The 22,420-nt window shown below is 61.4% G+C and carries 20 protein-coding genes, 1 tRNA gene and 1 pseudogene; 5 read left to right on the forward strand and 17 right to left on the reverse strand.

All coding sequences use genetic code 11. The features are described 5' to 3' along the window. Positions 1-9: 9 nt before the first annotated feature. Positions 10-255: an OadG family protein gene (locus MA04_RS17145; RefSeq protein WP_163121550.1), complete on the reverse strand. Its 246-nt coding sequence runs from the start codon at positions 253-255 to the stop codon at positions 10-12. 308 nt (positions 256-563) lie between these two features. Further along, positions 564-1,514 (reverse strand): SDR family oxidoreductase, encoded by a 951-nt coding sequence (locus tag MA04_RS17150; RefSeq protein ID WP_163121552.1) that lies wholly within the window; start codon positions 1,512-1,514, stop codon positions 564-566. Between the two features lie 150 nt (positions 1,515-1,664). On the opposite strand from MA04_RS17150, the gene MA04_RS17155 reads away from it, so the two are divergent. Then, a complete protein-coding gene (locus tag MA04_RS17155; protein ID WP_163121554.1) occupies positions 1,665-2,609 on the forward strand; it encodes an AraC family transcriptional regulator in 945 nt (314 codons plus the stop codon). Positions 2,610-2,899: 290 nt separating this feature from the next. Here the strand turns inward: MA04_RS17155 and MA04_RS17160 are convergent. Further along, positions 2,900-2,976, reverse strand: a tRNA-Arg gene (locus tag MA04_RS17160). Positions 2,977-3,071: 95 nt separating this feature from the next. Continuing rightward, positions 3,072-3,551 carry a bacterioferritin gene (gene bfr, locus MA04_RS17165; protein WP_133490654.1) on the reverse strand — a complete coding sequence of 160 codons (480 nt, stop codon included), beginning with the start codon at positions 3,549-3,551 and terminating at the stop codon, positions 3,072-3,074. Between the two features lie 85 nt (positions 3,552-3,636). Between bfr and MA04_RS21835 the strand changes: the two genes are divergently transcribed. Then, complete coding sequence (locus MA04_RS21835; protein WP_449355855.1) at positions 3,637-4,002, forward strand: hypothetical protein; 366 nt, start codon at positions 3,637-3,639, stop codon at positions 4,000-4,002. A 213-nt stretch (positions 4,003-4,215) separates the two neighbouring features. Here MA04_RS21835 and MA04_RS17175 read toward each other — a convergent pair whose 3' ends face one another. Further along, positions 4,216-4,935, reverse strand: a complete 720-nt coding sequence (locus MA04_RS17175) for a hypothetical protein (RefSeq protein ID WP_262461766.1) — start codon at positions 4,933-4,935, stop codon at positions 4,216-4,218. 420 nt (positions 4,936-5,355) lie between these two features. On the opposite strand from MA04_RS17175, the gene MA04_RS17180 reads away from it, so the two are divergent. Continuing rightward, on the forward strand, positions 5,356-5,658 hold the full coding sequence (locus MA04_RS17180) for a hypothetical protein (RefSeq protein ID WP_262461767.1): 303 nt from the start codon (positions 5,356-5,358) through the stop codon (positions 5,656-5,658). Between the two features lie 16 nt (positions 5,659-5,674). On the opposite strand, the gene adk is transcribed toward MA04_RS17180, so the two are convergent. The 5 genes from adk to MA04_RS17205 form a co-directional block, all read right to left on the reverse strand. Further along, the gene (adk, locus tag MA04_RS17185; protein WP_022996752.1) at positions 5,675-6,331 is read right to left on the reverse strand and encodes an adenylate kinase; all 657 of its coding nucleotides are present in this window, start codon (positions 6,329-6,331) and stop codon (positions 5,675-5,677) included. A gap of 288 nt (positions 6,332-6,619) precedes the next feature. Further along, the gene (locus tag MA04_RS17190) at positions 6,620-7,648 is read right to left on the reverse strand and encodes a tetratricopeptide repeat protein (protein WP_262461769.1); all 1,029 of its coding nucleotides are present in this window, start codon (positions 7,646-7,648) and stop codon (positions 6,620-6,622) included. After that, positions 7,645-8,052 carry a cytochrome c-type biogenesis protein gene (locus MA04_RS17195; protein ID WP_262461771.1) on the reverse strand — a complete coding sequence of 136 codons (408 nt, stop codon included), beginning with the start codon at positions 8,050-8,052 and terminating at the stop codon, positions 7,645-7,647. The genes MA04_RS17190 and MA04_RS17195 overlap by 4 nt, the downstream gene beginning before the upstream one ends. Then, entirely contained in the window at positions 8,052-8,630 is a 579-nt protein-coding gene (locus MA04_RS17200; RefSeq protein WP_022996749.1) for a DsbE family thiol:disulfide interchange protein, read from the reverse strand. Before MA04_RS17200 ends, MA04_RS17195 begins: the two co-directional genes overlap by 1 nt. Further along, complete coding sequence (locus MA04_RS17205) at positions 8,617-10,572, reverse strand: heme lyase CcmF/NrfE family subunit (RefSeq protein ID WP_262461773.1); 1,956 nt, start codon at positions 10,570-10,572, stop codon at positions 8,617-8,619. The genes MA04_RS17200 and MA04_RS17205 overlap by 14 nt, the downstream gene beginning before the upstream one ends. 564 nt (positions 10,573-11,136) lie before the next feature. Between MA04_RS17205 and fabA the strand changes: the two genes are divergently transcribed. Both fabA and fabB read left to right on the forward strand, forming a co-directional pair. Then, positions 11,137-11,706, forward strand: coding sequence for a 3-hydroxyacyl-[acyl-carrier-protein] dehydratase FabA (fabA, locus tag MA04_RS17210; RefSeq protein ID WP_262461774.1), 570 nt, complete (start codon positions 11,137-11,139; stop codon positions 11,704-11,706). 8 nt (positions 11,707-11,714) lie between these two features. After that, positions 11,715-12,932 carry a beta-ketoacyl-ACP synthase I gene (fabB, locus tag MA04_RS17215; RefSeq protein WP_262461776.1) on the forward strand — a complete coding sequence of 406 codons (1,218 nt, stop codon included), beginning with the start codon at positions 11,715-11,717 and terminating at the stop codon, positions 12,930-12,932. 295 nt (positions 12,933-13,227) lie between these two features. Here fabB and MA04_RS21810 read toward each other — a convergent pair. The 7 genes and pseudogenes from MA04_RS21810 to cysM all read right to left on the reverse strand — a co-directional run bounded on the left by MA04_RS21810 (position 13,228) and on the right by cysM (position 22,342). Further along, positions 13,228-14,154, reverse strand: a pseudogene (locus MA04_RS21810) (porin). Between the two features lie 302 nt (positions 14,155-14,456). Continuing rightward, the gene (locus MA04_RS17230) at positions 14,457-15,485 is read right to left on the reverse strand and encodes a porin (protein WP_262461780.1); all 1,029 of its coding nucleotides are present in this window, start codon (positions 15,483-15,485) and stop codon (positions 14,457-14,459) included. A 217-nt stretch (positions 15,486-15,702) separates the two neighbouring features. Continuing rightward, positions 15,703-16,497 (reverse strand): nucleoside triphosphate pyrophosphohydrolase, encoded by a 795-nt coding sequence (gene mazG / locus MA04_RS17235; protein ID WP_262461781.1) that lies wholly within the window; start codon positions 16,495-16,497, stop codon positions 15,703-15,705. A 133-nt stretch (positions 16,498-16,630) separates the two neighbouring features. Beyond that, positions 16,631-18,868, reverse strand: coding sequence for a GTP diphosphokinase (gene relA / locus MA04_RS17240; RefSeq protein WP_233918284.1), 2,238 nt, complete (start codon positions 18,866-18,868; stop codon positions 16,631-16,633). 238 nt (positions 18,869-19,106) lie between these two features. Next, on the reverse strand, positions 19,107-20,453 hold the full coding sequence (gene rlmD, locus MA04_RS17245) for a 23S rRNA (uracil(1939)-C(5))-methyltransferase RlmD (RefSeq protein WP_262461783.1): 1,347 nt from the start codon (positions 20,451-20,453) through the stop codon (positions 19,107-19,109). A gap of 202 nt (positions 20,454-20,655) precedes the next feature. Further along, complete coding sequence (locus tag MA04_RS17250; RefSeq protein WP_262461785.1) at positions 20,656-21,435, reverse strand: 3'-5' exonuclease; 780 nt, start codon at positions 21,433-21,435, stop codon at positions 20,656-20,658. Between the two features lie 7 nt (positions 21,436-21,442). Then, positions 21,443-22,342 carry a cysteine synthase CysM gene (gene cysM / locus MA04_RS17255; protein ID WP_262461787.1) on the reverse strand — a complete coding sequence of 300 codons (900 nt, stop codon included), beginning with the start codon at positions 22,340-22,342 and terminating at the stop codon, positions 21,443-21,445. Positions 22,343-22,420 lie beyond the last annotated feature (78 nt).

Below are 22,420 nucleotides of genomic sequence, written 5' to 3' on the forward strand. Positions count from 1 at the left end.
CCGATCGGCTCAGGGGCGGGTAGCCCGATGTTGTCGAATGGCGGCCTGAATCGCGGCCAGAACTTGCGGAGACGGTTGTTCGGCGGAGGAAGCCGGGTTGTCCGTAGCGGCGGTCGGCGCCGTGGCAGCCGGCGCGAATCGATTGATCAGCGCGGCCATGACCACCATCACGCCCACCAGAATCAGCAGGAAGGTCATCACCACTCCCATACCGAGCAGCATCAACTCCAGACCCTGGGACAGTAATGCGGTCATCAGGCGCTCCCCCTGTAGGATTCAGCGTCGGGCCTTGACGGCCTCGTCATATTTCAGCCGCCTTTTGGGCAGCGAAAGCCAACTCTTGTGCGGCGCAATGTAGCGGCATTGTCGACAACAGGCAAGATGGCGGATTGGACGATTTTTTGACGCACCGCCTGAAAGCCCTTCTTAATGGGGCTTCAGGGCTCCAGGGGTGGATTTCTTGGCGGTAGATATTGTGAAGTTGTCAACATTGAGGCGATGGCGGTCAGCTCGTGAGCGCCTTGAAGTGGCGGACGTATCGGGATCTGATAATTGAACGCTATCTACGCAATCCCCCCATTGGCGTAGACCACCTCACCATTGACCCAGTAGGCGTCATCGCCGCACAGCAGAGCAATGACGTTGGCGATGTCCTCCGGCTCGCCGATCCGTCCGTGTGGCGTGCGCTGGGCGAAAGCGGCAATCCGCGCCTCCGTCTTGCCATCGGTGAACAGCGTAGTGTTGACCACTCCGGGCGCCAGGGCGTTGACTGAAATGTTACGTTCGGCCAGTTCCTTCGCCAGCACGCTGGCATACATGTCCTGGGCTGCCTTGGACGCCGAATAAGGCCCGTAGGCCGCGGTACGGAACTTGGTGATGGTGGAGGAAAGAGTGAAGATTCGACCGCCGTCGCGAACTCGCCGGGCAGCCTCGCGTAACGTATTGAATCCACCACGGATATTGACATCGATCATGTGACTGAAGGCGTCATCCGACATCTCGGCGAAAGGCGCCAGATGCATGACGCCGGCATTGGCCACCACGATATCGACACCGCCGAAGGCGTCCTCACAGGCATCGAAGAGTTCTTTCACCGCCTTTGGCTCCCGGACATCGGCTTGCCGCCAGATTGCACGTGCTCCGCCAGCTTCGATTTCCCGCGACACTTGTGCCGCCAGCTCCCGGTTTACCTCGCAGTTGACCGTCACGCTATAACCATCGCGGCCGAGACGGCGTGCGATGGCCGCGCCAATGCCCCGGGATGAACCGGTAACGAGGGCCACCTTCGAGCCCGCGCCGGCGCCTTGCCGTGTCCCGCCCTGGCTTTGCGGCTGAGCTTTGGCAATGCCCGACACCAGTGCCGAGGACGCAAGAGCGGTGGCTCCGGCCAGAACCTGGCGACGCGAAACGCCATCAGTGCCCGACGTTTTCGGATTCTTTCTCACCTGGATTTCTCCTTCTTGAAACGAGGCGCTGAGTACCTGCCCCACTACTGTGTTTTCGGCCGATCTCATCGGTCCTTCCGTTTTTGATTCGCAGCAATTTATACCTCCCCACCAGACCAGAAACTTGTCAATGTCTACGCTGAATCTGCCTTATCCTGCGGGCCTGCTGAAATGCCGCCTCCACCGTGTTAGCTTCAGATCAATGCGCAGGAGAGTCGTATGAACTCGCTCAAACAGGCCGTTCGGACTTATGCCCGCGATCACGCCAATCATGACGGGCTGGCGTTAACGCCGGTGTCGGGTTTGCGTATGATGTGCGTCGAGGCGCCGGCCGGTGACTTGCATTCGATCTACAGGCCGCTGGTTTGTCTGGTTCTGCAAGGCGCGAAGCGCCTTGTGGTGGGAAAGGAAGAGCAGGTCTTCTCCGCCGGCCAATCCGTGATTGTCAGCGCCGACATGCCCGTCGCCGGACGGGTCGTGCGAGCAAGCCGTAGCGAGCCTTACCTTGCGGTCGCAGTCGAACTGGAAATGGCCCTCTTGCGCGAACTCGCCGTTCAGATGGGAGGGAGTGGTCCTCGGCAGCGCTCATCCCGGATAGGCACCTTGTTCGCCGAGGACACCAATGCCACGTTGACCGATTGCGCATCGCGGCTGATGCGTCTGCTGCATCATCCTGAAGCCATCCCGCTCCTGCGCCCAGGCATCATGCGGGAGCTCCATTATTGGCTGCTCCGCGGCCCTCACGGCGCCACCCTGCGGGCTCTTGCCGATCCGGACAGCCATGCGAGCCGCCTTGCCGCCGCCGTTGCGATCCTCAGAAGCGAGTATCGGTCACGCGTTCCGGTGGAGCGCCTCGCGGGAGCAGCGGCGATGAGCCTCACGGCCTTTCACAAGCACTTCAAGGGCATGACCTCACTGACGCCTGGTCAATATCAGAAACGGCTTCGCCTTGTCGAAGCCCGCCGCCTGATGTTCGACGAAGGCTTCTCAGCGACCAATGCGGCCTATCACGTGGGCTACGAGAGCGTATCGCAGTTCACGCGCGAATACGGCCAGTTGTACCAGACGCCGCCGAAACGTGACGTCCTGCGCATGCGCAACATATCCATCACCCCCGAAGCGGCCCCGGGGCCGGTACAAGCAAAACCGGTTTCCGCACGTTAGCAGGCAGGGCGGGCTGGTCGAACCGGGGGTTCTGCTGAATAACTCCCACAGTACGATACAAACAAAAACGGCTCCCTAAACGGTAGCAAGCTTAGCGGGAATGGGAAGGCATGGTGCGGGGAGGATGGGCTCACCGCCTCCGGCGGCTCGGGGCTACGCCCCGTCATCGCAAGCGATGACGCCCTGCGCCCGGCAAGCCGGGCTGGTCGAACCGGGGGGTTCTGCTGAATAACTCCCACAGTACGATACAAACAAAAACGGCTCCCTAAAGGGAGCCGCTTTTGTTTGTATGGCGCGCTGGGGAGGATTCGAACCCCCGACCTTCTGGTTCGTAGCCAGATGCTCTATCCAACTGAGCTACCAGCGCTTTAACTGTCTCCAGAGCATGTCGCCCTGAGAGGCTGCGCATTATTCCCAAAGCCCTTTTGAGAGTCAAGGGAAGAGCGGCTAAAAGTTGCGCGATCAGTCTTCCGCGGTTTCCATTTGTTTCTGCAGGTAGTTTTCCAGACCCACCTTGTCAATCAGCCCTAGCTGCGTTTCCAGCCAGTCGATATGTTCTTCCTCGCTTTCCAGGATACGGCGGAACAGATCCCGGCTGACATAATCCTGCACCGACTCACAATACGCCATGGCTTCACGCAGATCCGGTACGGCCAGGTGTTCCAGCTTGAGATCGCAGGAGAGCATTTCCTTGGTGTTTTCACCAATCATCAACTTGCCCAGATCCTGCAGGTTCGGCACCCCTTCCAGAAACAAAATACGCTCGATGAGCCAGTCCGCATGTTTCATCTCATCGATGGACTCGTGGTACTCCTTCTCATACAGAGCATGAAGTCCCCAATCCTTGTACATTTTGGCGTGCAGGAAATACTGGTTAATCGCAATCAGCTCATTACCCAGCGCCCGGTTCAGGTGCTCGATAACCTTCTTGTCGCCTTTCATGGGTGGTCTCCGTGCCGGTATTTGGGGGTGCCAATATTGTTCAGCAATAGCCCGGCACGGGCAAGGGATATCGGAAAAAATTCCAATGAATACAAGTAGTTATACAAATGAGAATCAGTCTTTGCGGACCTTGCTCATGGGATCAAGCCGGTTGCGGCCAATATTGCACCGCAACCGGCTGATCGGAGGAAACAGAGACGGAGGTCGCCGCTACCGCGCTACGGGTATCACGCAGTACCTGACGGGCGTGGCGGGCACATTTGGCACACTGACTGCCAACCCCAAGTTCCCGACGAAGATCACGCAGGCTGTCGCAGCCATTCATGGCCGCTTCCCGTATATGACCGTCAGTGATGCCGTTGCAGAGACAAACGTACATGCCACACCTACTCCTCAATCTCTGAAAGGCAGGTTAACCCTAATGCGAATTATTATCAACACGTTTCTTTGATCTAATTATTGCACAGGAATGGTGCAAAAAGGCATAGGAAGCCCTTCTGTCTCCAGGGGCGTGTTGATGCGATTCCAGGTCGGCTTTGCCGCCCGCTCGCCCCGGCTCCGGTGGCTGCCGGCTCCGGAACGGTGGTCAAAGACAGATCAGGCTCGGAAGGGAGCTCCGGTCCCCGCCATTGAGACGGGGCCGGAGTGGAGTTATCGAAGGGACTTAGCTTGCGCTGCCAGTGGCGGCTTTCTTGCGGGCCGGAGCACGACGAACGGCTTTCTTGCGCGCCGGGGTCTTACGGGTCGCGCTCTTGCGGGTCGCTGCCTTTTTGGTTTTGGCCCGGGTCGTGGTCTTCTTACCTGCGGTGGTTCTTTTCGCGGTGGACTTCTTGGCGGTGCTCTTACGAGCCGCGCGCTTCGCTTTTTGCTCCGCTTTCTTCTGCTCGGCCTTCTCTTTCTTGGCCAGCTTGCGTTGGTATTCACGCAGCTTGCTGGTCAGATTGCGCTGAGCGGTGCGCAGCTTTTTATTCTCGCGGGTCACCACTTTCTTGGCTGCCTGGATTTCCGCGCGAATCAGTTTCGCTTCACCGCGCAGGTCCTGCAGTTTCAAACGTTGGGTATTGAGTTTGCCACGAGCGGTGTCAACGGCACGCTTGGCGGCGGCAGTGGCTTTTCCTTTCGCCTTGTCGCGCTTGGCGGCCAGATCAGTGCGGAGTTTGGCCAGCTTGCCGTTCTCCGTATCCACCTTATTCTTCTGGCGATCCAGTTTGGTCTGGGCTTGGGCGACTTTCTTCTCTGCCTGGCCGACCGCTTTTTCCTGCAGTTTGGCTTTCGCTTCCGCGTTGCTTACGGACTTCGGAACCGCCGGTGCCTTGCTGGCGGTAGCGGCCTTTTTACGGGTCGCTGTTTTTTTCCGCGCTGCGGCTTTCTTTGCTTGTGCCATGATCGATCTCCTAATCCTATGACGTCACTTACTTCGACAATCGGAAAATAGCATAAAAAAAAATCACTTGGTACATTATTTAATCAGATCGATGCACGACCGCGTAAAAAGAAAACAAAAGAAGATTTCCATCGCTCTTCAGCGGCGGAAGAAACATTGGCCCTTATCACTCCGCCATCACCGACAATAACGAAAAGAAGCTTTGTTAGCGGATCGAATACCGCGCCGTCCGCATTCCATTTCCCGCCGGATTGTTGGATGGCGACAGGTCTCCTCTCTCGCCACGTTGCTTTACGGAACGCAACGAAGTGTTACCGCCGGTGGCACTAAGCGGTGGGTGAGCGGAAAAAATGGAAACAAGCGAGGGCGGTTGGGAATAAAAGAAACCAACATCCCCATCGGAATCACCGTGACACCGACATGGAAGAAACGGGAATGGAGAATGCGACAACCGCGTTGATTAACCTGGCGAGCGCCGCTGATAAGCGCCCTTATAAACACAGTCTGGCCGTTCCGCCGATCGTCATGGAACAACAGATTCGCTGCCAAGGCGGCTTCCCACAGCGGCTTCGTGGCGAAAGAAGCCCGATATCCGCAGGGCATAAAAAGATGGCCCGGAGCCATTTTTTAATGTTGCGCCGCGACCGCCCGGAGGGAGACCACCATAAACAGCGGACACAAAAAAGGAGCCTTGCGGCTCCTTTTCCAACCTCTTATGAATGAGGTTCGCGGGTGTGTATTACTTGCCCAGCGCTTTGAAGATGCTGTCCCGGATGCTTTCCACCGAGCCGACACCGGGCACGCGCACATAGGCCGGCGCCTTGCCGGCATCGCTCTTGGCCAGATCCTGGTAGAAATCCACCAGCGGGCGGGTTTGCGCCTGATACACTTCCAGACGCTTGCGCACGGTGTCTTCCTTGTCGTCATCACGTTGCACCAGTTCCTCACCGGTAACATCGTCCTTGCCCTCTTCCTTGGGCGGATTATGGGTGACGTGGTATACCCGGCCAGAGCCTGGATGCACCCGCCGCCCGCTCAGGCGATCGATGATCTCCTGGTCATCCACATCGATTTCAACCACGTAGTCGATATCGATCCCCGCATCCACCAGCGCCTGGGCCTGCGGAATAGTGCGAGGGAAGCCATCGAACAGGAACCCATTGGCGCAGTCATCCTCGGCGATGCGCTCCTTGACCAGGCCGACAATGATGTCGTCGGAAACCAGGCCACCGGCATCCATTACTTTTTTTGCTTCGAGGCCGAGTGGCGTGCCGGCCTTGACGGCGGCGCGCAGCATATCCCCGGTGGAGATTTGGGGAATGGAAAAAGCGTCCTTTATGAACTGCGCCTGAGTGCCCTTGCCTGCACCGGGCGCGCCAAGCAGGATGACACGCATAGGAATCTCCCTTCTTACCGCGAATGGGCGCCGAAAAGCGGCCCCCTTAATAAGGTGTCGAAAAAGCCAGACCGTGGCTTCTTCAAGTCCCTCTTCGCGGTCTGTTTCGCCAAGAGGAACGTGGAAAATCAACCGCTTGCGGCGTTTGATTGCGCTGACGCCCCGATGGAGACGCCAGTCCAGACCGCACTTTAACGGCCTCTCAAAGGTCGGGAACTTTACCGTGCGGGTCAGCGGCGTACAAGGGCGACCTTTGTACAGGCCGCTTCCGACCAAAGGCTTGAGCGGCTACTGCCCCAGTGTCAACTCCGCCTGCAAGGGCGAGCCGCGCAGCGGTTCCGGCGCCACCCTGAGCCCGGCCTCGTCGACGCTGGAACCCGGCGCCGGGGTATAGCGGGCACCGGCGCGCAAATCGGAAAGGTCCGCCGGATAAGACTGCAGCCAATCCTCGCGACGCAAAACCACGGTGGCCGGGAACCGCTCCACCAGCACACGACGGGCCGCCAACGGCTGCCCCCCCTGCTCGCCCTGGCGCAGGAACACGAACAAGGTGCCACCGGCGGCCACGTCGGCGGCATTGACGGTGATACGCAGATCATCCAGTTGCCGCGCTTTGGCCAATTGCCGTTCGGTATTGGCCATGCCCTGCCGCAGCAGGTCACCGGCTTCGCCCTCGCCATGGCGGGCGAGCAACGCCTGCCAGGACCGCAGCGCCAGTTCATAACGATGGGCGCGGCTGGCGGCCATGGCTTGCAGCATCCAGGCGCCGTCGTGCTGCGGATAGGCCTCCAGCACTTTCTGGATTTCCGCTTCGGCGGCGTCGGTGAGACGGCCTTCGTTGGCCTGAATCAGTGACCGTGCCAACAGCAAACGGGCGGCATCGTTGCCGGGTTCGAGAAACAGTGCCCGCCGCGCCGCTTCCTCGGCCTGGGCCGGGGCACCCAATTGATCGTAAAGCAGGCCCAGGGCGTACCAGCCGTCCATGGTCTGATGCTCGCGGACCACTTCGGATTGCAGCACCCGGGCGAAGGCGGCGGCACTCAGGTTGTCATTGTCGATTTCCGGCGGTTGCCCCTGGATCACACGGCGGGCGGCGTCGCTCAGTTCACGGCGGTCGCTCAGCCACTGGGCGGTTTCCGGATGATAGCCCAGGGTCAGGTAACCCAGCCCCCCCAGCAGCACCACCAACAGCGGCAGCGCCAGGCCGGACCAGGAAGCACGGTCGCCGTCACGGCGGGTTTCCCGCCGCCATAACAGAAACACGGCCAGCAAGGCGATCAGCAGGACGGCAGCGAGTACCGCAAGCAGGAAGGTCATTGCTCGTCATCCTCCACCCGGCGACTGGCCCGCCGGATCAATATCGCGATGGCACCGCCGCCCAGCAACAGCAGAACCGCCGGCCCCAGCCACAGCACCAGTGTCTGGGCGTTCACCGGTGGCCGGTAACTGACGAAGTCACCATAGCGGTCAACGAAATAGTCGACGATGGCCTGGTCGTCATGCCCTTCCCGGATCATTCGCGCCACCCGCTCGCGCATGTCCTGGGCAATCCCGGCATCGGAATCGGCGATGCTCTGGTTCTGGCACTTGGGGCAGCGCAATTCCTCGGTCAGCACGCGGAAACGTGTTTCCTGTTCTTCCGTGTCGAATTGGTAAACGTCAATGGCGGCCAGGGCGCCCTGCCCCAGCACCGTCAACAAGAGCAACAACAACAGACGCATTACTGTTCTCCCCCACTCCCGGCCTGGTCGAGAACGGGCTGGAATTTTTCTTCCCAGACCCGCTCGTTCAGATCGCCGGCGTGCCGCAATACCACCCGCCCTTCGGGATTCAACAGGAACGTTTCCGGTGCGCCGTAAACGCCCAGGTCGAGCCCCAACTGACCGTCCTGGTCCACCACCACTTCGCTGTAGGGGTTGCCCAGATTGGCCAGATAGTCCCGCGCCGCGTCGGTCTCGTCCTTGTAGTTGAGTCCGATGATGGGAATCCCCCGGGCCGCCAGTTGCAGCAGATAGGGGTGCTCCACGTAGCAGGTCGGGCACCAGGTGGCCCAGACGTTCAGCAACTTCCAGTTCTGATCCCGCAGGGAAGCCGGTGTGATGGTCCGTTCACCTAATAAGGAAGGCAGTTGGAACGCCGGTAACGGCTTGCCCACCAATTCCGATGGCAGCTCTTCCGGGTTACGGCCCAGGCCGCTGGCCAGCAACACCGCCAGGGCCACGAACGCCACCAACGGCAGGAACACCCACAGACTGACGCCGCGCTGATGGCGCGGCTTACCACGATCAAGCCTGTTCACGAGCCACTCCTCCCATGGGTTTGCGATAACGCCGGTCGGACAGTGCCAAGGCACCACCGAGCGCCATGACCAGGGCGCCCAGCCAGATCCAGCGCACCATCGGTTTGTGATAGATGCGTACCGCCCAGGCGTCATCGCCCAGGGGCTCGCCCAGCGCCACATAAAGATCACGCATCAGCCGGCCGTCGATGGCCGCCTCCGTCATCACCTGGCCGGAGGCCCGATAGGTGCGTTTTTCGGGGTTCATTTCGGTCACCGGACGGCCGTCCCGGCTGACCAGGAAGTGGCCTTTCTGGGACTGATAGTTCGGCCCCACCGGATCACTGAGACTCTCGAATTCGAAACGGTAGCCGCCCACTTCCGCCACATCGCCGGGACGCATGCGAACATCCCGCTCGGTCTCATGGAAGCTGACCACGGTGACGCCCGCCACCAGGACCGCCAGCCCGCAATGGGCCACGACCATACCTATATAAGAACGGGTCAGTTTGCGCAGACCGGCGAGCAGCCCCTGGTTATAGGCCAGAGCCCGGCGCACCACGTCATCCAGATGGGCGAATACCAGGAACAGCGCCAGAATCAACGCCAGGGTACCGGGCCAGGGTGTCGCGCCGGGCAACCGCGCGCCCAACCAGCCGCCGATCAAGGCCGCCGGCGCCAGCCACAACAGACGGCGCACCAGTGGCTTGCCGGCCTGGCGCTTCCAATTGCTCATCATGCCGGGGACCATCAGCAGGATCAGCAGCAGGGTCAGGGGCACGAAGAACGCGTTGAAGTATGGGCTGCGAATCGACACCTTGATGTCCATGGCCTCGCCCAGCAGGGGGAACAAGGTGCCCATCAGCACCACGAAAGTGGCGGCCAGCAGCACCAGGTTGTTGCCCAGCAGGAAGCTCTCCCGGGACATCGCCTTGAAACCGCCCTGCCCGGACAACCGGCCGGCGCGCAGAGCGAACAGAGTCAGCGCGCCGCCGGCCACCACCACCAGGAAAGCGAGAATGAAAGCCCCTCGGCTGGGGTCATTAGCGAAGGCGTGGACCGAGGTGAGTACCCCGGAGCGCACCAGGAAAGTGCCGAGCAGGCTCAACGAGAAGGTGACGATCGCCAGCAATACGGTCCAGGCGCGGAACAGGTTGCGCTTCTCGCTCACCGCCAGGGAATGGATCAGCGCGGTCCCGGCCAGCCAGGGCATCAGCGAAGCGTTTTCCACCGGGTCCCAGAACCACCAGCCGCCCCAGCCCAGTTCGTAGTAGGCCCACCAGGATCCCAGCGCGATACCAACGGTAAGGAAGCACCAGGCCACCGTGGTCCAGGGACGGGCCCAGCGCGCCCAGGCCGGATCCAGATTGCCTTCCAGCAAGCCGGCGACGGCGAAGCCGAACGCCACGGCGAAGCCCACGTAGCCCATGTACAGCATCGGCGGATGGACGATCAGGCCGGGGTCCTGCAGCAGTGGATTAAGGTCGGCGCCGTCGATAACGAACCAGGGCAGGACCCGATCGAAGGGGTTGGAGGTGAACAGCATGAAGGCCAGGAAGCCCACCGCGATCATGCCCATCACCGACAGCACCCGCACCACCATGGGCAACGGCACGCTGCGGCTCAGCAGCCCGACCAGCGCGGTCCAGCCCGCCAGCATCCAGCCCCACAACAATAGCGAGCCTTCATGGCCGCCCCAGATCGCCGACAGGCGGTAGCCCAATGGCAATTCCGAATTGCTGTGATTGGCCACGTAGTTGATGGAGAAATCGTTGATATAAAAGCTGTAGCCCAGTGCCACGATGGCCGCCGTCATGGCCATCCATTGCAGCCAGGCCAGGGGCCGTGCATAGCGTTGCCAGGCCAATACGCCACGGTGGACGCCGATCAGAGGAAAGATCGCCAGGACCAGGGATGCCGCCAACGCCACCCACAGGGAAAGATGTCCGATTTCCGCCGCCACCAGTTACCTCCTGAGACACGCCTGGGAAGGATCGGCCCGACCGGCCATCCGGGAGCCAACGGCCGCGCGCTCTGTTGTTGTTTCACGTTGCCGTTTCACGGCATCGAGGGGATTCGATGGCCGCGCCGCCCCAGGGTTCCCTGAAATCGGCCCCCTTGCCCTGTCACGGATCATTCTTTCGGCTGATCCGGTGATTGGGTCCGGGTCGGTCAGTCCCACGACCGAATGTCCGAAGATGACACCTTGAGACGACGGGGTCCTGCCCCACAATAGATTAGACTGGCGGCCGGCCTCGCGGAGGCCCGCGGCCGCCGGCACATGATCGGCACAACGCCGCCGCAATGCAAGCCCGGCGCCCGGCGCGGCGGGCCGCCAGGAGCGGCGATGCTGGACATATTTTGAGACGCTTACGTCCGTCCCGGTCATTTCGGGTCTGCTAGTATGGTGACTCTGCATGGCAAAATGTCTTAATTCTGCAGTCAAACAGTCATCGGGCATCCATATACTCGCTCAACAACATACTAGCTCAACAATAATGGACGCCGGTCTTTATCCCCCGCTGGGATGCCATTGCCGAATTGGCCTGTGTGGAGAGTCAGAGATTTGAGTAACGCTAACGTAGAAAGACAATCATCCTATCAGCGCGACGAACTGCTCGCCTGCGCCCATGGCGAACTGTTCGGCCCGGGCAACGCCCGCCTGCCGCTGCCCAACATGTTGATGGTCGACCGCATCACCCGCATTGCCGAGACCGGCGGTGCCCATGATCGCGGTGAGGTGGTCGCCGAACTGGATATCCACCCGGATATGTGGTTCTTCCAATGTCACTTCGAAACCGATCCGGTGATGCCCGGCTGTCTCGGCCTCGACGCCACCTGGCAGTTACTCGGTTTCTACCTGGGCTGGCTCGGCCACCCCGGTCGCGGCCGCGCCCTCGGTGTGGGTCAGGTCAAATTCTCCGGCCAGGTGCTGCCCACCGCCAAGAAACTGACCTACCAGATCAATATCAAGCGGGTCATCGCCCGCAAACTGACCATGGGCCTCGCCGATGCGGTGGTGTCCGTGGACGGTAAACCCATTTACCAGGCCGACGACCTGCGTGTGGGCCTGTTCACCTCGACGGAAGGTTTCTAGGAGTCATTATGCGACGCGTCGTTATTACCGGCATGGGCATCGTTTCCTGTTTGGGCAACGATACCGATACCGTCTCTCTTGCGCTGCGCGAAGGACGCTCCGGCATCCGTTTCAAGGAGGAATATCAGGCTCAGGGCATGCGCAGCCAGATCGCCGGCAGCCCCGACATTGATCTGGAAGCGCTGATCGACCGCAAAAGCCGCCGCTTCATGGGCGATGCCGCGGCCTACGCCTATGTGGCCATGCAACAGGCCATCGCCGATTCCGGCCTGGAAGACAACCAGGTCAGCAACGAGCGCACCGGTCTGATCGCCGGCTCCGGCGGCCACTCTTCCCAGAATCAGGTGGAAGCGGCGGACATTGCCCGCTCCCGCGGCGTCAAACGCATCGGTCCTTACATGGTGCCGCGCGTGATGGCGTCCACGGTCTCCGCCTGTCTGGCCACGCCGTTCAAGATCAAGGGCCTCAACTACTCCATCACTTCCGCTTGCGCCACCAGCGCCCACTGTATCGGCAATGCCGTGGAGCAAATCCAGATGGGCAAGCAGGATGTGGTGTTCGCCGGCGGTGGCGAGGAAGAGCACTGGACCCTGAGCTGCCTGTTCGACGCCATGGGCGCGCTTTCCACCAAGTACAACGACACTCCGGCAACCGCATCACGGGCCTATGACGCCAGCCGCGACGGCTTCGTCATCGCCGGCGGCGGCGGCATGGTGGTGTTGGAGGAACTGGAGCACGCCAAGGCTCGCGGCGCCCGTATCTACGCGGAAGTGGTGGGCTACGGCGCCACCAGCGACGGCTACGACATGGTCGCGCCCAGCGGCGAAGGCGCGGCGCGCTGCATGCGCCAGGCCCTGTCCACGGTGAACGCCCCGGTGGATTACATCAACGCCCACGGCACCAGCACCCCGGTGGGTGACGTGGCGGAGCTGAAAGCGATTCGCGAAGTGTTCGGCGGCGGCACCGTGCCGGGCATCAGCTCCACCAAGAGCCTGACCGGCCACAGCCTGGGCGCCACCGGCGTACAGGAAGCCATCTACTGTCTGCTGATGATGCGCGACGGCTTCACCGCCGCTTCCGCCAACATCCAGGAGCTGGATGAGCAAGCCGCTGGCCTGCCGATCCTTACCGAACGGTTGGAGCGCGCCCCGGATCTGGCGATCAGCAACAGCTTCGGTTTCGGTGGCACCAACGCCACCCTGGCGCTGCAACGCTGGCAGGGCTGATCAAAAGCGATCGCCAAACCCTTGGCTCGCTTGCGCAGCCTCGCGGACATGAAGGCAAACCAATTCGCTGGCAAGCCAGCTTCCCACAGAAGGGCCACGAAGCCGCTGTGGGAGCTGCCTTGGCAGCGAATACGGTGCGATCAGAACTTGTGCGCCAGCCCCACTGACACCAACCCGCCTTTACCGTCGTCATAACCGGCGGCGTCATCGTCCACGTCCGCATCGGACACTGACAGCAGCGTATAGGCCGTGGTCTGGGCGCCCAGCTTGTAATCCGCGCCGACGGTGCCGGTGGTCAGGGTGTACCCCAGATCGTCACTGTCGAAGCGGCCCCCTGTGCCTTCAGGGTCAGGCGCGGGCTCATGGCCAGACCGGCGCTGAGCAGGTAGGAAGTGCCGTCGAGACGGCTGGCGCCGGGATAGTCCGGATCCAGACGCAGTTCTTCAACGATCGCGCCCAGGGACAGGTTACCTACCCGCATCCCCAAGGCCCCGCGCAGCACATCCCGGTCCGCGGGCACATTCAGGCTCACCGGTGCCGGCAGCGCTCTTTCGGTATAGCCGTGCTCGTAAGCCAAGGCGGCGTAAAGGGCATCGCTATTCCAGGTGGCGGACAGCGCGTAAATATCGGCCAGGCCGTCCTTGGTCTCGTCGTAGGGCGGCGTGCCCAGTTCATCCTGTTCGCCCGGCGCGAGCTGGGCTTTCAGTACCAGGTTGCCCAGGTTCGGGCTGACCCAGTTCAAGGTATTGCTGTTGCGATATTAGCTGGTGAACACCGTCTGCATATCCGCGCCGGTGTTGTTGAACTGATCCAGTTTGCCCTCGGCCTGCTTGACCAGACTGTCATAACGACCGGCGAAAACCCGCCCCCAAGGCGTCGCCAAACCGATATAGCTGTTGCGGGTGGTGAAAGTGTCGCTGCTGTCGCCGTCGACGTCGTAGCCGGCTTCGAGCTGGTAGATCAGTGACAGACCGCCCACATCCAGGGGCACTTCATCACGCACACCCAGATAGGAGTTATAGGCTTCCACGAACCAGCCGTCGCGTAACGGCGAATCGCCCTCGTCCATGTCATCCAGTGCCGAAGCCAGAGTCCGGCTCGGATAGTCATCGGTGCCTTCCAGTGCGATATCGATGCGGCCATAAAACTGCGGCGCGGCCAGCGCCGAGGCCGGCAGAAAAACCAGCAATGCCGGAATGAGTCCGCGATGTACGGTGTTCATGATCCCTACTCCCTCACATGAAAAATGGGAGCACACTATATGACGATTTAATGACAGGACCAATGAGAGCGGTCAAAGAACCGTATCGCGGTCCGTGGATCGCTGCTGTCCCACAGCGGCTCCGTCGCTTCCTCTGTGGGAAGCTGCCTTGGCAGCGAATACGGTGCGAGTTCATATCCGCGAGGCTGTACAAACGGGCCAAGGGTTTGGCGTGTAAGCGTCAAATAAAAAAAAGCCCGCCAGGAAAGCGGGCAAGGCTGTCACTTGCTTCGAGGAAACTTCAGGACGTGAGTCCGTATTCTTTAGAACTTGTGCTCCATGCCCACACCGAAGGTGGTGTCGTCACGGTCTTCACCGGCATCCGGTTCCAGGGACACTTGGGAGAAGTAGGCGTAGACCTTGGAGGCCTTGGCCAGTTTGTAGTCAGCACCGACCGCCATCAGAGTGGCTTCGTCGTCGCTCTTGTCACCTTGAGTCATGCCGTACTGGGCTTTCAGCTTCCAGCGGTCGATTTTGTAGGCACCGCTGACCAGGAAGGAATTCTCCTCGCCCTTACCTGCATTGTTCAGGTCTTCGGATTCCTTGGCGATCTGATACAGCGCACCCAGTTCGACATTACCCGGCTTCAACATCACGGCGGCGCGGGTAATATCCAAGGTGGTGGCACCACCCACCCGCTCATTTTCCAGGATCAGCTCATCCTCGATATCGGCATCGTGGGACAAAGCTCCGTAGAAGATGCCTTGCTCCGCGATAATGGCCAGGGAGTAGGAGTCAGCCAGGTCGTTATCGTCCTTGCCATCACCATCGATATCTTCGCCTTCACCCGGGATGAAAGCACCGTGAATGGTGATCATGTCGGCCAGAGTCGGGGTGCTGTACTGAACAATGTTTCCTGCGCGGTTTTCACCGGCCATGACGTTTTTGATATCGCCTTGCAGATCGTTGAACTGATCCACTTTACCCTGGGCGACTTTGGTCGGGGTGTCGAACTTACCGGCTTTCAGCACACCGAAGTCACCGGCCAGACCACCGAAGATGTTACGCTGGCTGAACTCATCATCATCGCCATCAACGGAGATTTGGTATTCCGCCTGGTAGATCGCCTTCAGACCAGCGAAGTCCAGGTCGAAGTCACCTTTGATCCCGACGCGGGAAGCATTGCTGTTCAGAGACCAGTCGTCATCAACGCTGCCTACCTCACCGATTTCATTTTCCTGGTTTTCCAGAGAAATGTTCACTTTCCCGTACACAGTAGGACCAGCTGCCAGGGCCATACCCGGCAGAGCCACTGCCGCCCCCACAGCGATCGCGAGCAGATTCTTTTTCATCGCAGCATCTCCTATCAATCAGGCAAATTAAAAACAGCACAAGCGATGTCGAGCGGAAGCCGCGCGAACATCCTGGTTGCTTGGGGGCGGAGTATGGGGAGAGCGAATGACGGAAAAGTTGCTTTTATGTGAAGTTTTTATTTCACAGTCGCGAGGCGGGACGTGACAGACAGATGACGAAGCCCCCGAGACGCCGTCATCAGCGGCGTCAGGGGAATTACTCCTGACCCTTGGCGTGGCGCCAGAGTTGTTCCAATTGTTCCGTATTCAGCCCGGTCAGGGGTGACGAGCTGGCGGTTTCCATATGGCGGAAGCGGCGTTCGAACTTGGCGTTGGCACGACGTAACGCCTGTTCAGGATCCAGTTTCAGATGGCGGGCCAGGTTGATCAGGGAAAACAGCACATCGCCGAACTCGTCCTCCACGGCGGCGGCATCGCCACCGTCCAGAGCCTGATCCAGCTCCGCCCACTCCGCTTCCACCTGGGCCCGCACCGGCGCCGGCCCGGGCCAGTCAAACCCCACCTTAGCCGCTTTCTTTTGCAGTTTGGTGGCACGTTGCAAGGCCGGGAGCCCTTCCGGCACACCGTCGAGTGCGCTGTCATGTTCACGCCCTTTGGCCCGTCGCTCCTCGGCTTTGATCGCCTCCCAGTTGGCGTTCACCGCCTGCTCGTCAGCGGCCGGGTCGGCGCCAAACACGTGAGGATGGCGGCGGATCATTTTTTCGCTGAGGGTTCGCGTCACCTGCTCGAAGTCGAACAACTCCGCTTCCCGGGCCATCTGTGAGTGAAACACCACCTGCAACAACAGATCACCCAGTTCTTCCCTGAGCTCGCCATAATCCCGGCGGGCGATGGCTTCGGCCACCTCGAACGCTTCCTCGATGGTATAAGGCGCGATGGTGTCGAAGTTCTGCTTCAGGTCCCAGGGACAGCCGCCCTCCGGATCCCGTAACCGCGCCATGATGTCGAGCAGTTGCGCGATGGCGCTGGTCGCGTTGTTGTCCGTGCTCAAGAAAACCTCCTGGTGAAATATCGCGGGTAGGCAACACGCCGATTCGCCGCCAGGGCAGCTCCCACAGCGGCTACGTAGCCACCTCTGTGGGAGCTGCCCTGGCGGCGAATCGGCGTATAAGTGTGCCGCCCCTTCACTTCTTGTAGCGCCGCACTTCCAGCACCCCTTTGAGCTGGTCCAGCTTGGCCAGCACCTTGCCCAGGTTGCCCAGCGAGGAAATCTCCAGAGTCAACAGCATGGTGGCGGTGTTGTCCTCGGTATGGGACTGGGTATGCACGGCGGTGACATTGACCTTCTCATTGGAAAGCACCGCGATCACGTCACGCAGCAGCCCCTGACGATCCCAGGCGCGCAAGAACACATCCACTGGATAGAAGATGCGGTCCGCTTCGCCCCAGCTCACTTCGATCACCCGGTTCGGGTCCTCGCCCTGCATCGCCAGCAGGTTCGGACAGTCCGCCCGGTGCACGGTGACACCGCGCCCCTGGGTGATAAAGCCCATCACCGGATCGCCCGGCACCGGCTGGCAGCACTTGGCCATCTGCGTGAGCAGGTTGCCCACCCCGTGGATGGTGATATCACCGGATTCCGAGGCCCGCGAGCGCGCCGGCACGAACGCCAGTTCCTGTTGCGGATTGTCCGGCGACAGTGCCTGGGCCTGATTGACCACATGGCCCGGGCGCAAATCGCCGGCGCCCAGCGAGGCCAGCACGTCGTCACCGCCTTTCAGGTTGAGCTGCGGCGCCAACAGGTCCAGGTCGATGCGATCCAGAGCCAGCCGTGACATTTCCCGCTCCAGCATCGCCTTGCCCTGGGCGATATGCACATCGCGGTCCTGACGCTTGAACCACTGCTGGATGCGGGCCCGGGTGGAAGAAGCGGCCACATAGCCCAGTGACGGCGTCAGCCAGTCACGACTGGGGCCCCCTTCCCTGGTGGTGAGGATCTCCACCTGCTCGCCGGTGTTCAGGGTGTAGTTGAGCGGCACGATGTGGCCGTTGACCTTGGCGCCCCGGCAACGATGCCCCACCTCGGTGTGAATATGGTAGGCAAAGTCCACCGGGGTGGCGCCGGCTTCCAGATCGACCACATGGCCATCCGGGGTGAACACATAGACCCGTTCGCTGGTCAGGCCGTGCTTGAGCTCGTCGACCACGCTCTTGGCGTTGTCGCCCAGTTCTTCCTGCCATTCCAGCACCTGGCGCAACCAGGCGATACGGTGTTCATAGTCACTCTGCCCGCGGCGCGCCTTGGAGCCTTCCTTGTAGCGCCAGTGAGCGCACACGCCGAGTTCCGCTTCCTCGTGCATATCGAAGGTGCGGATCTGCACTTCCAGCATCTTGCGTTCCGGGCCGACCACCGCGGTATGCAGACTCTGGTAGCCGTTGTCCTTGGGGCTGGCGATGTAATCGTCGAACTCCTTGGGCACGTGCTTCCACAGTGAATGCGCCACGCCCAGCGCGGCGTAGCAGTCCCGCACCTCCGGCACCAGTACGCGAACGGCGCGAACGTCATAGACCTCGCCGAACTCCAGGTGCTTCTTCTGCATTTTGCGCCAGATGCTGTAGATGTGCTTGGCCCGGCCGTACACCTGGGCGCCACGGATGCCGCTGCGCTCCAGATGACCGCGCAGATCCTCGATCACTTTTTCGATGTAGTGCTCGCGGTCCAGCCGCTTCTCGTCCAGCAGCTTGGCGATCTTCTTGTAGGCCCCCGGTTGCAGGTAACGGAAGGACAGGTCCTCCAGCTCCCACTTCAGATGACCGACGCCGAGACGGTGGGCCAGCGGCGCGTAGATATCGAAGATCTCCTGGGCCACCTTGCGCTGGCGTTCCGGCTCCGACTCCTTCACCGCGCGAATGATGACGGTCCGCTCGGCCAGCTTGACCAGCGCCACGCGCACGTCGTCCACCAGCGCCACCAGCATCTTGCGCACGTTGTCGAGCTGGCCGTCCTGCTGCCCGAGCACCGCCTTGCGGGTGGGATTGAGCACGGTGCTGATGGCGGCCATGCGCAGCACACCCTCGATCAGCCGCGCCACCCGCTCGCCGAACTCCTTGTCCACTTCCAGCAGCGACATCTGCCCTTCGCGGACCGCCCGGTACAGCACCGCCGCCGGCAGGGTTTCGGTATCGGCACCGAGGTCGGCGAGGATATCCGCCATTTCCAGACCAATGGTCAGGCAGCCCTTGCCGTAAGGCCATTTGGCGCCGGCCGCGTTGCCGGCCAGTTCGCATTGTTCGGCCCTGGCGCAGGCCTGCGCCAGGGTTTCCGCGTCGCGCACCACGGTGCGCTTCTGTAACTGCTCAAGCCATGCCTGCCAGTCATGGCTCGGGGTTTCCAGGGGTTGCTGCCGCCGTACGGTGACCATGGAATACCTCCGTGATGTCTTGGCGCCGGATCACCACCGCTGACCGCCCCGATAACGCGCATCGGAGGGGCACGCTGACGATCGCGCATTCTTCCGGACGGACCAGCCCTGGCCGTCCCGTTATCAATCCGCTGACCCGACCGCCCTGATCGGCCATCGGGCCCTCGCCCGGCAAACCCGCACTCTGTGCCGATTTGCACTCAATCGGTTCATCGCCGCCGGCCCGGCCGGCGCGCCATCAATCGCGGTCGAACACCGCGATCGACTCGACGTGGGCGGTATGGGGGAACATATCCATCACACCCGCCGCCTTAAGACGGTAACCCCGGCTCACCAGTTCCCCGGCATCGCGCGCCAGGGTCGCCGGGTTACAAGATACATACACCAGACGGCGCGCACCGAATTGGGGCATAAGCCGCACCATTTCAAGCGCTCCGCTGCGTGGTGGGTCAAGCAACACCCGATCATACCGCCGTTGCGCCCAGGATTGCCCCTGTGGCGCCTGGAACAGGTCCCAAGCGTGAAACTCCAGGTTGTCCAGGCCATTGCGGCGGGCGTTCTCGTAACCGCGCCGAACCATCGCCTTGCTGCCTTCCACGCCGACCACACGGGCGGCGCGACGGGCCGCCGGCACGGTGAAGTTGCCGAGGCCGCAAAACAGGTCCAGCACCTGGTGATCCGGGGCGATCTCCAGCAAATCCAATGCCAACGGCACCATTTGCCGGTTTATATCGCTGTTGACCTGGGTGAAATCGGTGGGGTGGAAGGCCAGTTCCACATCCGCCTGTGGGTAACGCGGATCCGCATGACGATAGTAAAGACGCTCTTCCCCTTGTTCCGGCCATACCCGGTGCACGGTGGATTCGTTGCCCGGCTGCAGGTACAGATGAAACTCGCTCTGCTGGCAGAACGTCAGCAGCCGCTGCTGGTCGGACTCGCTGAGCGGGTCCATGTGGCGCACGATCAGGGCCACCGGACCATCACCACGGGCCACTTCGATCTGCGGAATACGGCTGCGTCCCTCGAGGCCGTCGATCAGAGCGCGGAAGTCCATGAAGCGATGCCCCACTTCCGGTATCAGCACTTCACACTGACGCAGATCGGCGATGAAGCTGTTGCGCTTCTCGCGGAACCCCACCAGCGTCTCGCCACGCCCCTCCACGTATTTCACGCCCATGCGCGCCTTGGCGCGATAGCCGGTGACCGGCCCGGTGAGCGGATCAAGCCAGCGCTCCGGGGCCAGACCGCCGAAATGGGCCAACTGCTCCTCCAGCACCGCCTGCTTGCGCGCGATCTGCCGTTCCGGCGCCACATGCTGCAGACTGCAGCCGCCACACAGGCCGGCGTGCTCGCAGGGCGGCGTGACCCGGTCCGGCGACGGCGACAGAATCTCCACCGCCCGGCCCTCGTCGAACTTGCGCCGCCGGTAGGTGAATTTGAACATCACTTCCTCGCCGGGCAGGGCGTTGTCGATAAAGGTGGTTTTGCCGTCCAGACGAGCGATCCCCCGGCCATCGTGGCTGAGGGATTCAATGGTGGCGGCCACCGGTGTTTCCGGCAGCTTTTTCTTGCGACGTGGGGCCATAAAATGCAGTTGAGTTGACAGTTGATAGTGGACAGTTGACAGCGAATAAGAAAAAGGCAAAAAGCGCGATCTTTAGCCGCTGTGGGAGCTTGCCTGCAAGCGAATGGGGTTCGCTCGGGCGTTTAGCAATATTCGCTTGCAGGCAAGCTCCCACAGCGGCTGAAGATCCGGCTGCTTTTTTCTCTCTGTCAACTGTCCACTATCAACCGTCAACGGATTCCCAGGTCTCCAGGAACGCCAGAAAGTGCGGGTGGCCTTCCTGGCGGAGGTAATCACGCAACAGGGTCAGTTCCTGTTCGTAGCCGGTGGCGTCGATCTCGCCGCGCATCAACTGGAAGCGCAGGAACACCAGCCAGGTGTTGAGCACATCGGTCTCGCAGTAGTCGCGGATGCCTTTGATATCGCCTTCCTGGAAGGCGTCGAACACCTTGGCGCCGCTCATGCCCATCTTGCCGGGGAAGCCGAGCAGCGAGGCGATCTGATCCAGCGGCGCCACCGCGCGGCCGTTGAACATGGCCAGTTGGTCCATCACGTCCAGATGGCGCTGGTGATAGCGGCTGATGTAGTTGTTGAAGCGGAAGCTGGTGTCCTCGCCGCCGGTTTCCCAGAACCGCCGCGCCACCACGCCATGTTTGAGCGCGCGGTAGTTGAGCACCGGCAGATCAAAACCACCGCCGTTCCAGCTGACCAGCTGCGGCGTGAACCGTTCGATGCCGTCGTAAAAGCGCTCGATCAGCTCCTTTTCGCTGCTGTCCTCGTCCCCCAGGGACCAGACCTTGATGCCCTGGGCGGAACGCAGCACCACCGAGATCGCCACGATCCGATGCAGGTGCAGACGCAGGAACTCAGTGCCGTTTTCCTGGCGGCGCAGATTGAACAGCGCGCTGGCGGTGTCCTTGTCGTTGAGCCCATCCAGATCGTAGAGACGGCGGCCGCCTTCCAGATCCGGAATGGTCTCGATGTCGAAAACCAGAACGTTCATGCGGTGCCTACTCCTGACCGGCCGAGAACACGCCGGTGGACAGGTAGCGATCGCCACGATCGCAAATGATCGCCACGATCACCGCGTTTTCCAATTGTTCGGAAAGCTGCAGGGCACCCGCCACCGCGCCACCGGAGGACACCCCGCAGAAGATGCCCTCTTCCCGGGCCAGACGGCGCATGGTGTCCTCGGCCCGTTGCTGGGTCATGTCGATCACCTGGTCCACCCGCGCGTCATCGTAGATGCTCGGCAGGTATTCCTTGGGCCAGCGGCGGATACCGGGAATCGAAGCGCCGTCGGTGGGCTGCAGGCCAACGATTTGAATCGCCGGGTTCTGTTCCTTCAGATACATGCTGCAACCCATGATGGTGCCGGTGGTGCCCATGGAACTGACGAAATGAGTGATGCCGCCGCCGGTGTCGCGCCAGATTTCCGGCCCGGTGGATTCATAATGCGCCAGCGGGTTGTCGGGATTGGCGAACTGGTCCAGCACCTTGCCTTCGCCGCGCGCCTGCATCGCCTGGGCCAGATCCCGCGCCCCTTCCATGCCCTCCTCGGCGCTCACCGAGATCAACTCGGCGCCGTAGGCGGCCATGGCGTCGCGTCGCTCCTGGCTCTGATTGGCTGGCATGATCAGCTTCATTTTGTAGCCGCGCATGGCCGCCGCCATGGCCAGGGCAATGCCGGTGTTACCGCTGGTGGCCTCGACCAACGTGTCCCCCGGCTGGATCTCGCCGCGCTCCTCCGCCTTGCGGATCATGTTGAGCGCCGGGCGATCCTTCACCGAACCGGCGGGATTATTGCCTTCCAGCTTTACCAGAATGGTGTTCGTCGTGTTCCCCGGCAGGCGCCGCAGCCGCACCAGCGGCGTATTGCCGACCGTGGATTCAATGGTTTTGTAGTTCATGGGCGGCATTGTAGCCCAAGCCCGATGGCGGGCCCATAGTTCGCTGACACGCTGGCACGCTGGCACGCTGGCACGCTG

It is taken from the genome of Alloalcanivorax balearicus MACL04 (assembly GCF_025532145.1).
Taxonomy (GTDB): Bacteria; Pseudomonadota; Gammaproteobacteria; order Pseudomonadales; family Alcanivoracaceae; genus Alloalcanivorax; species Alloalcanivorax balearicus.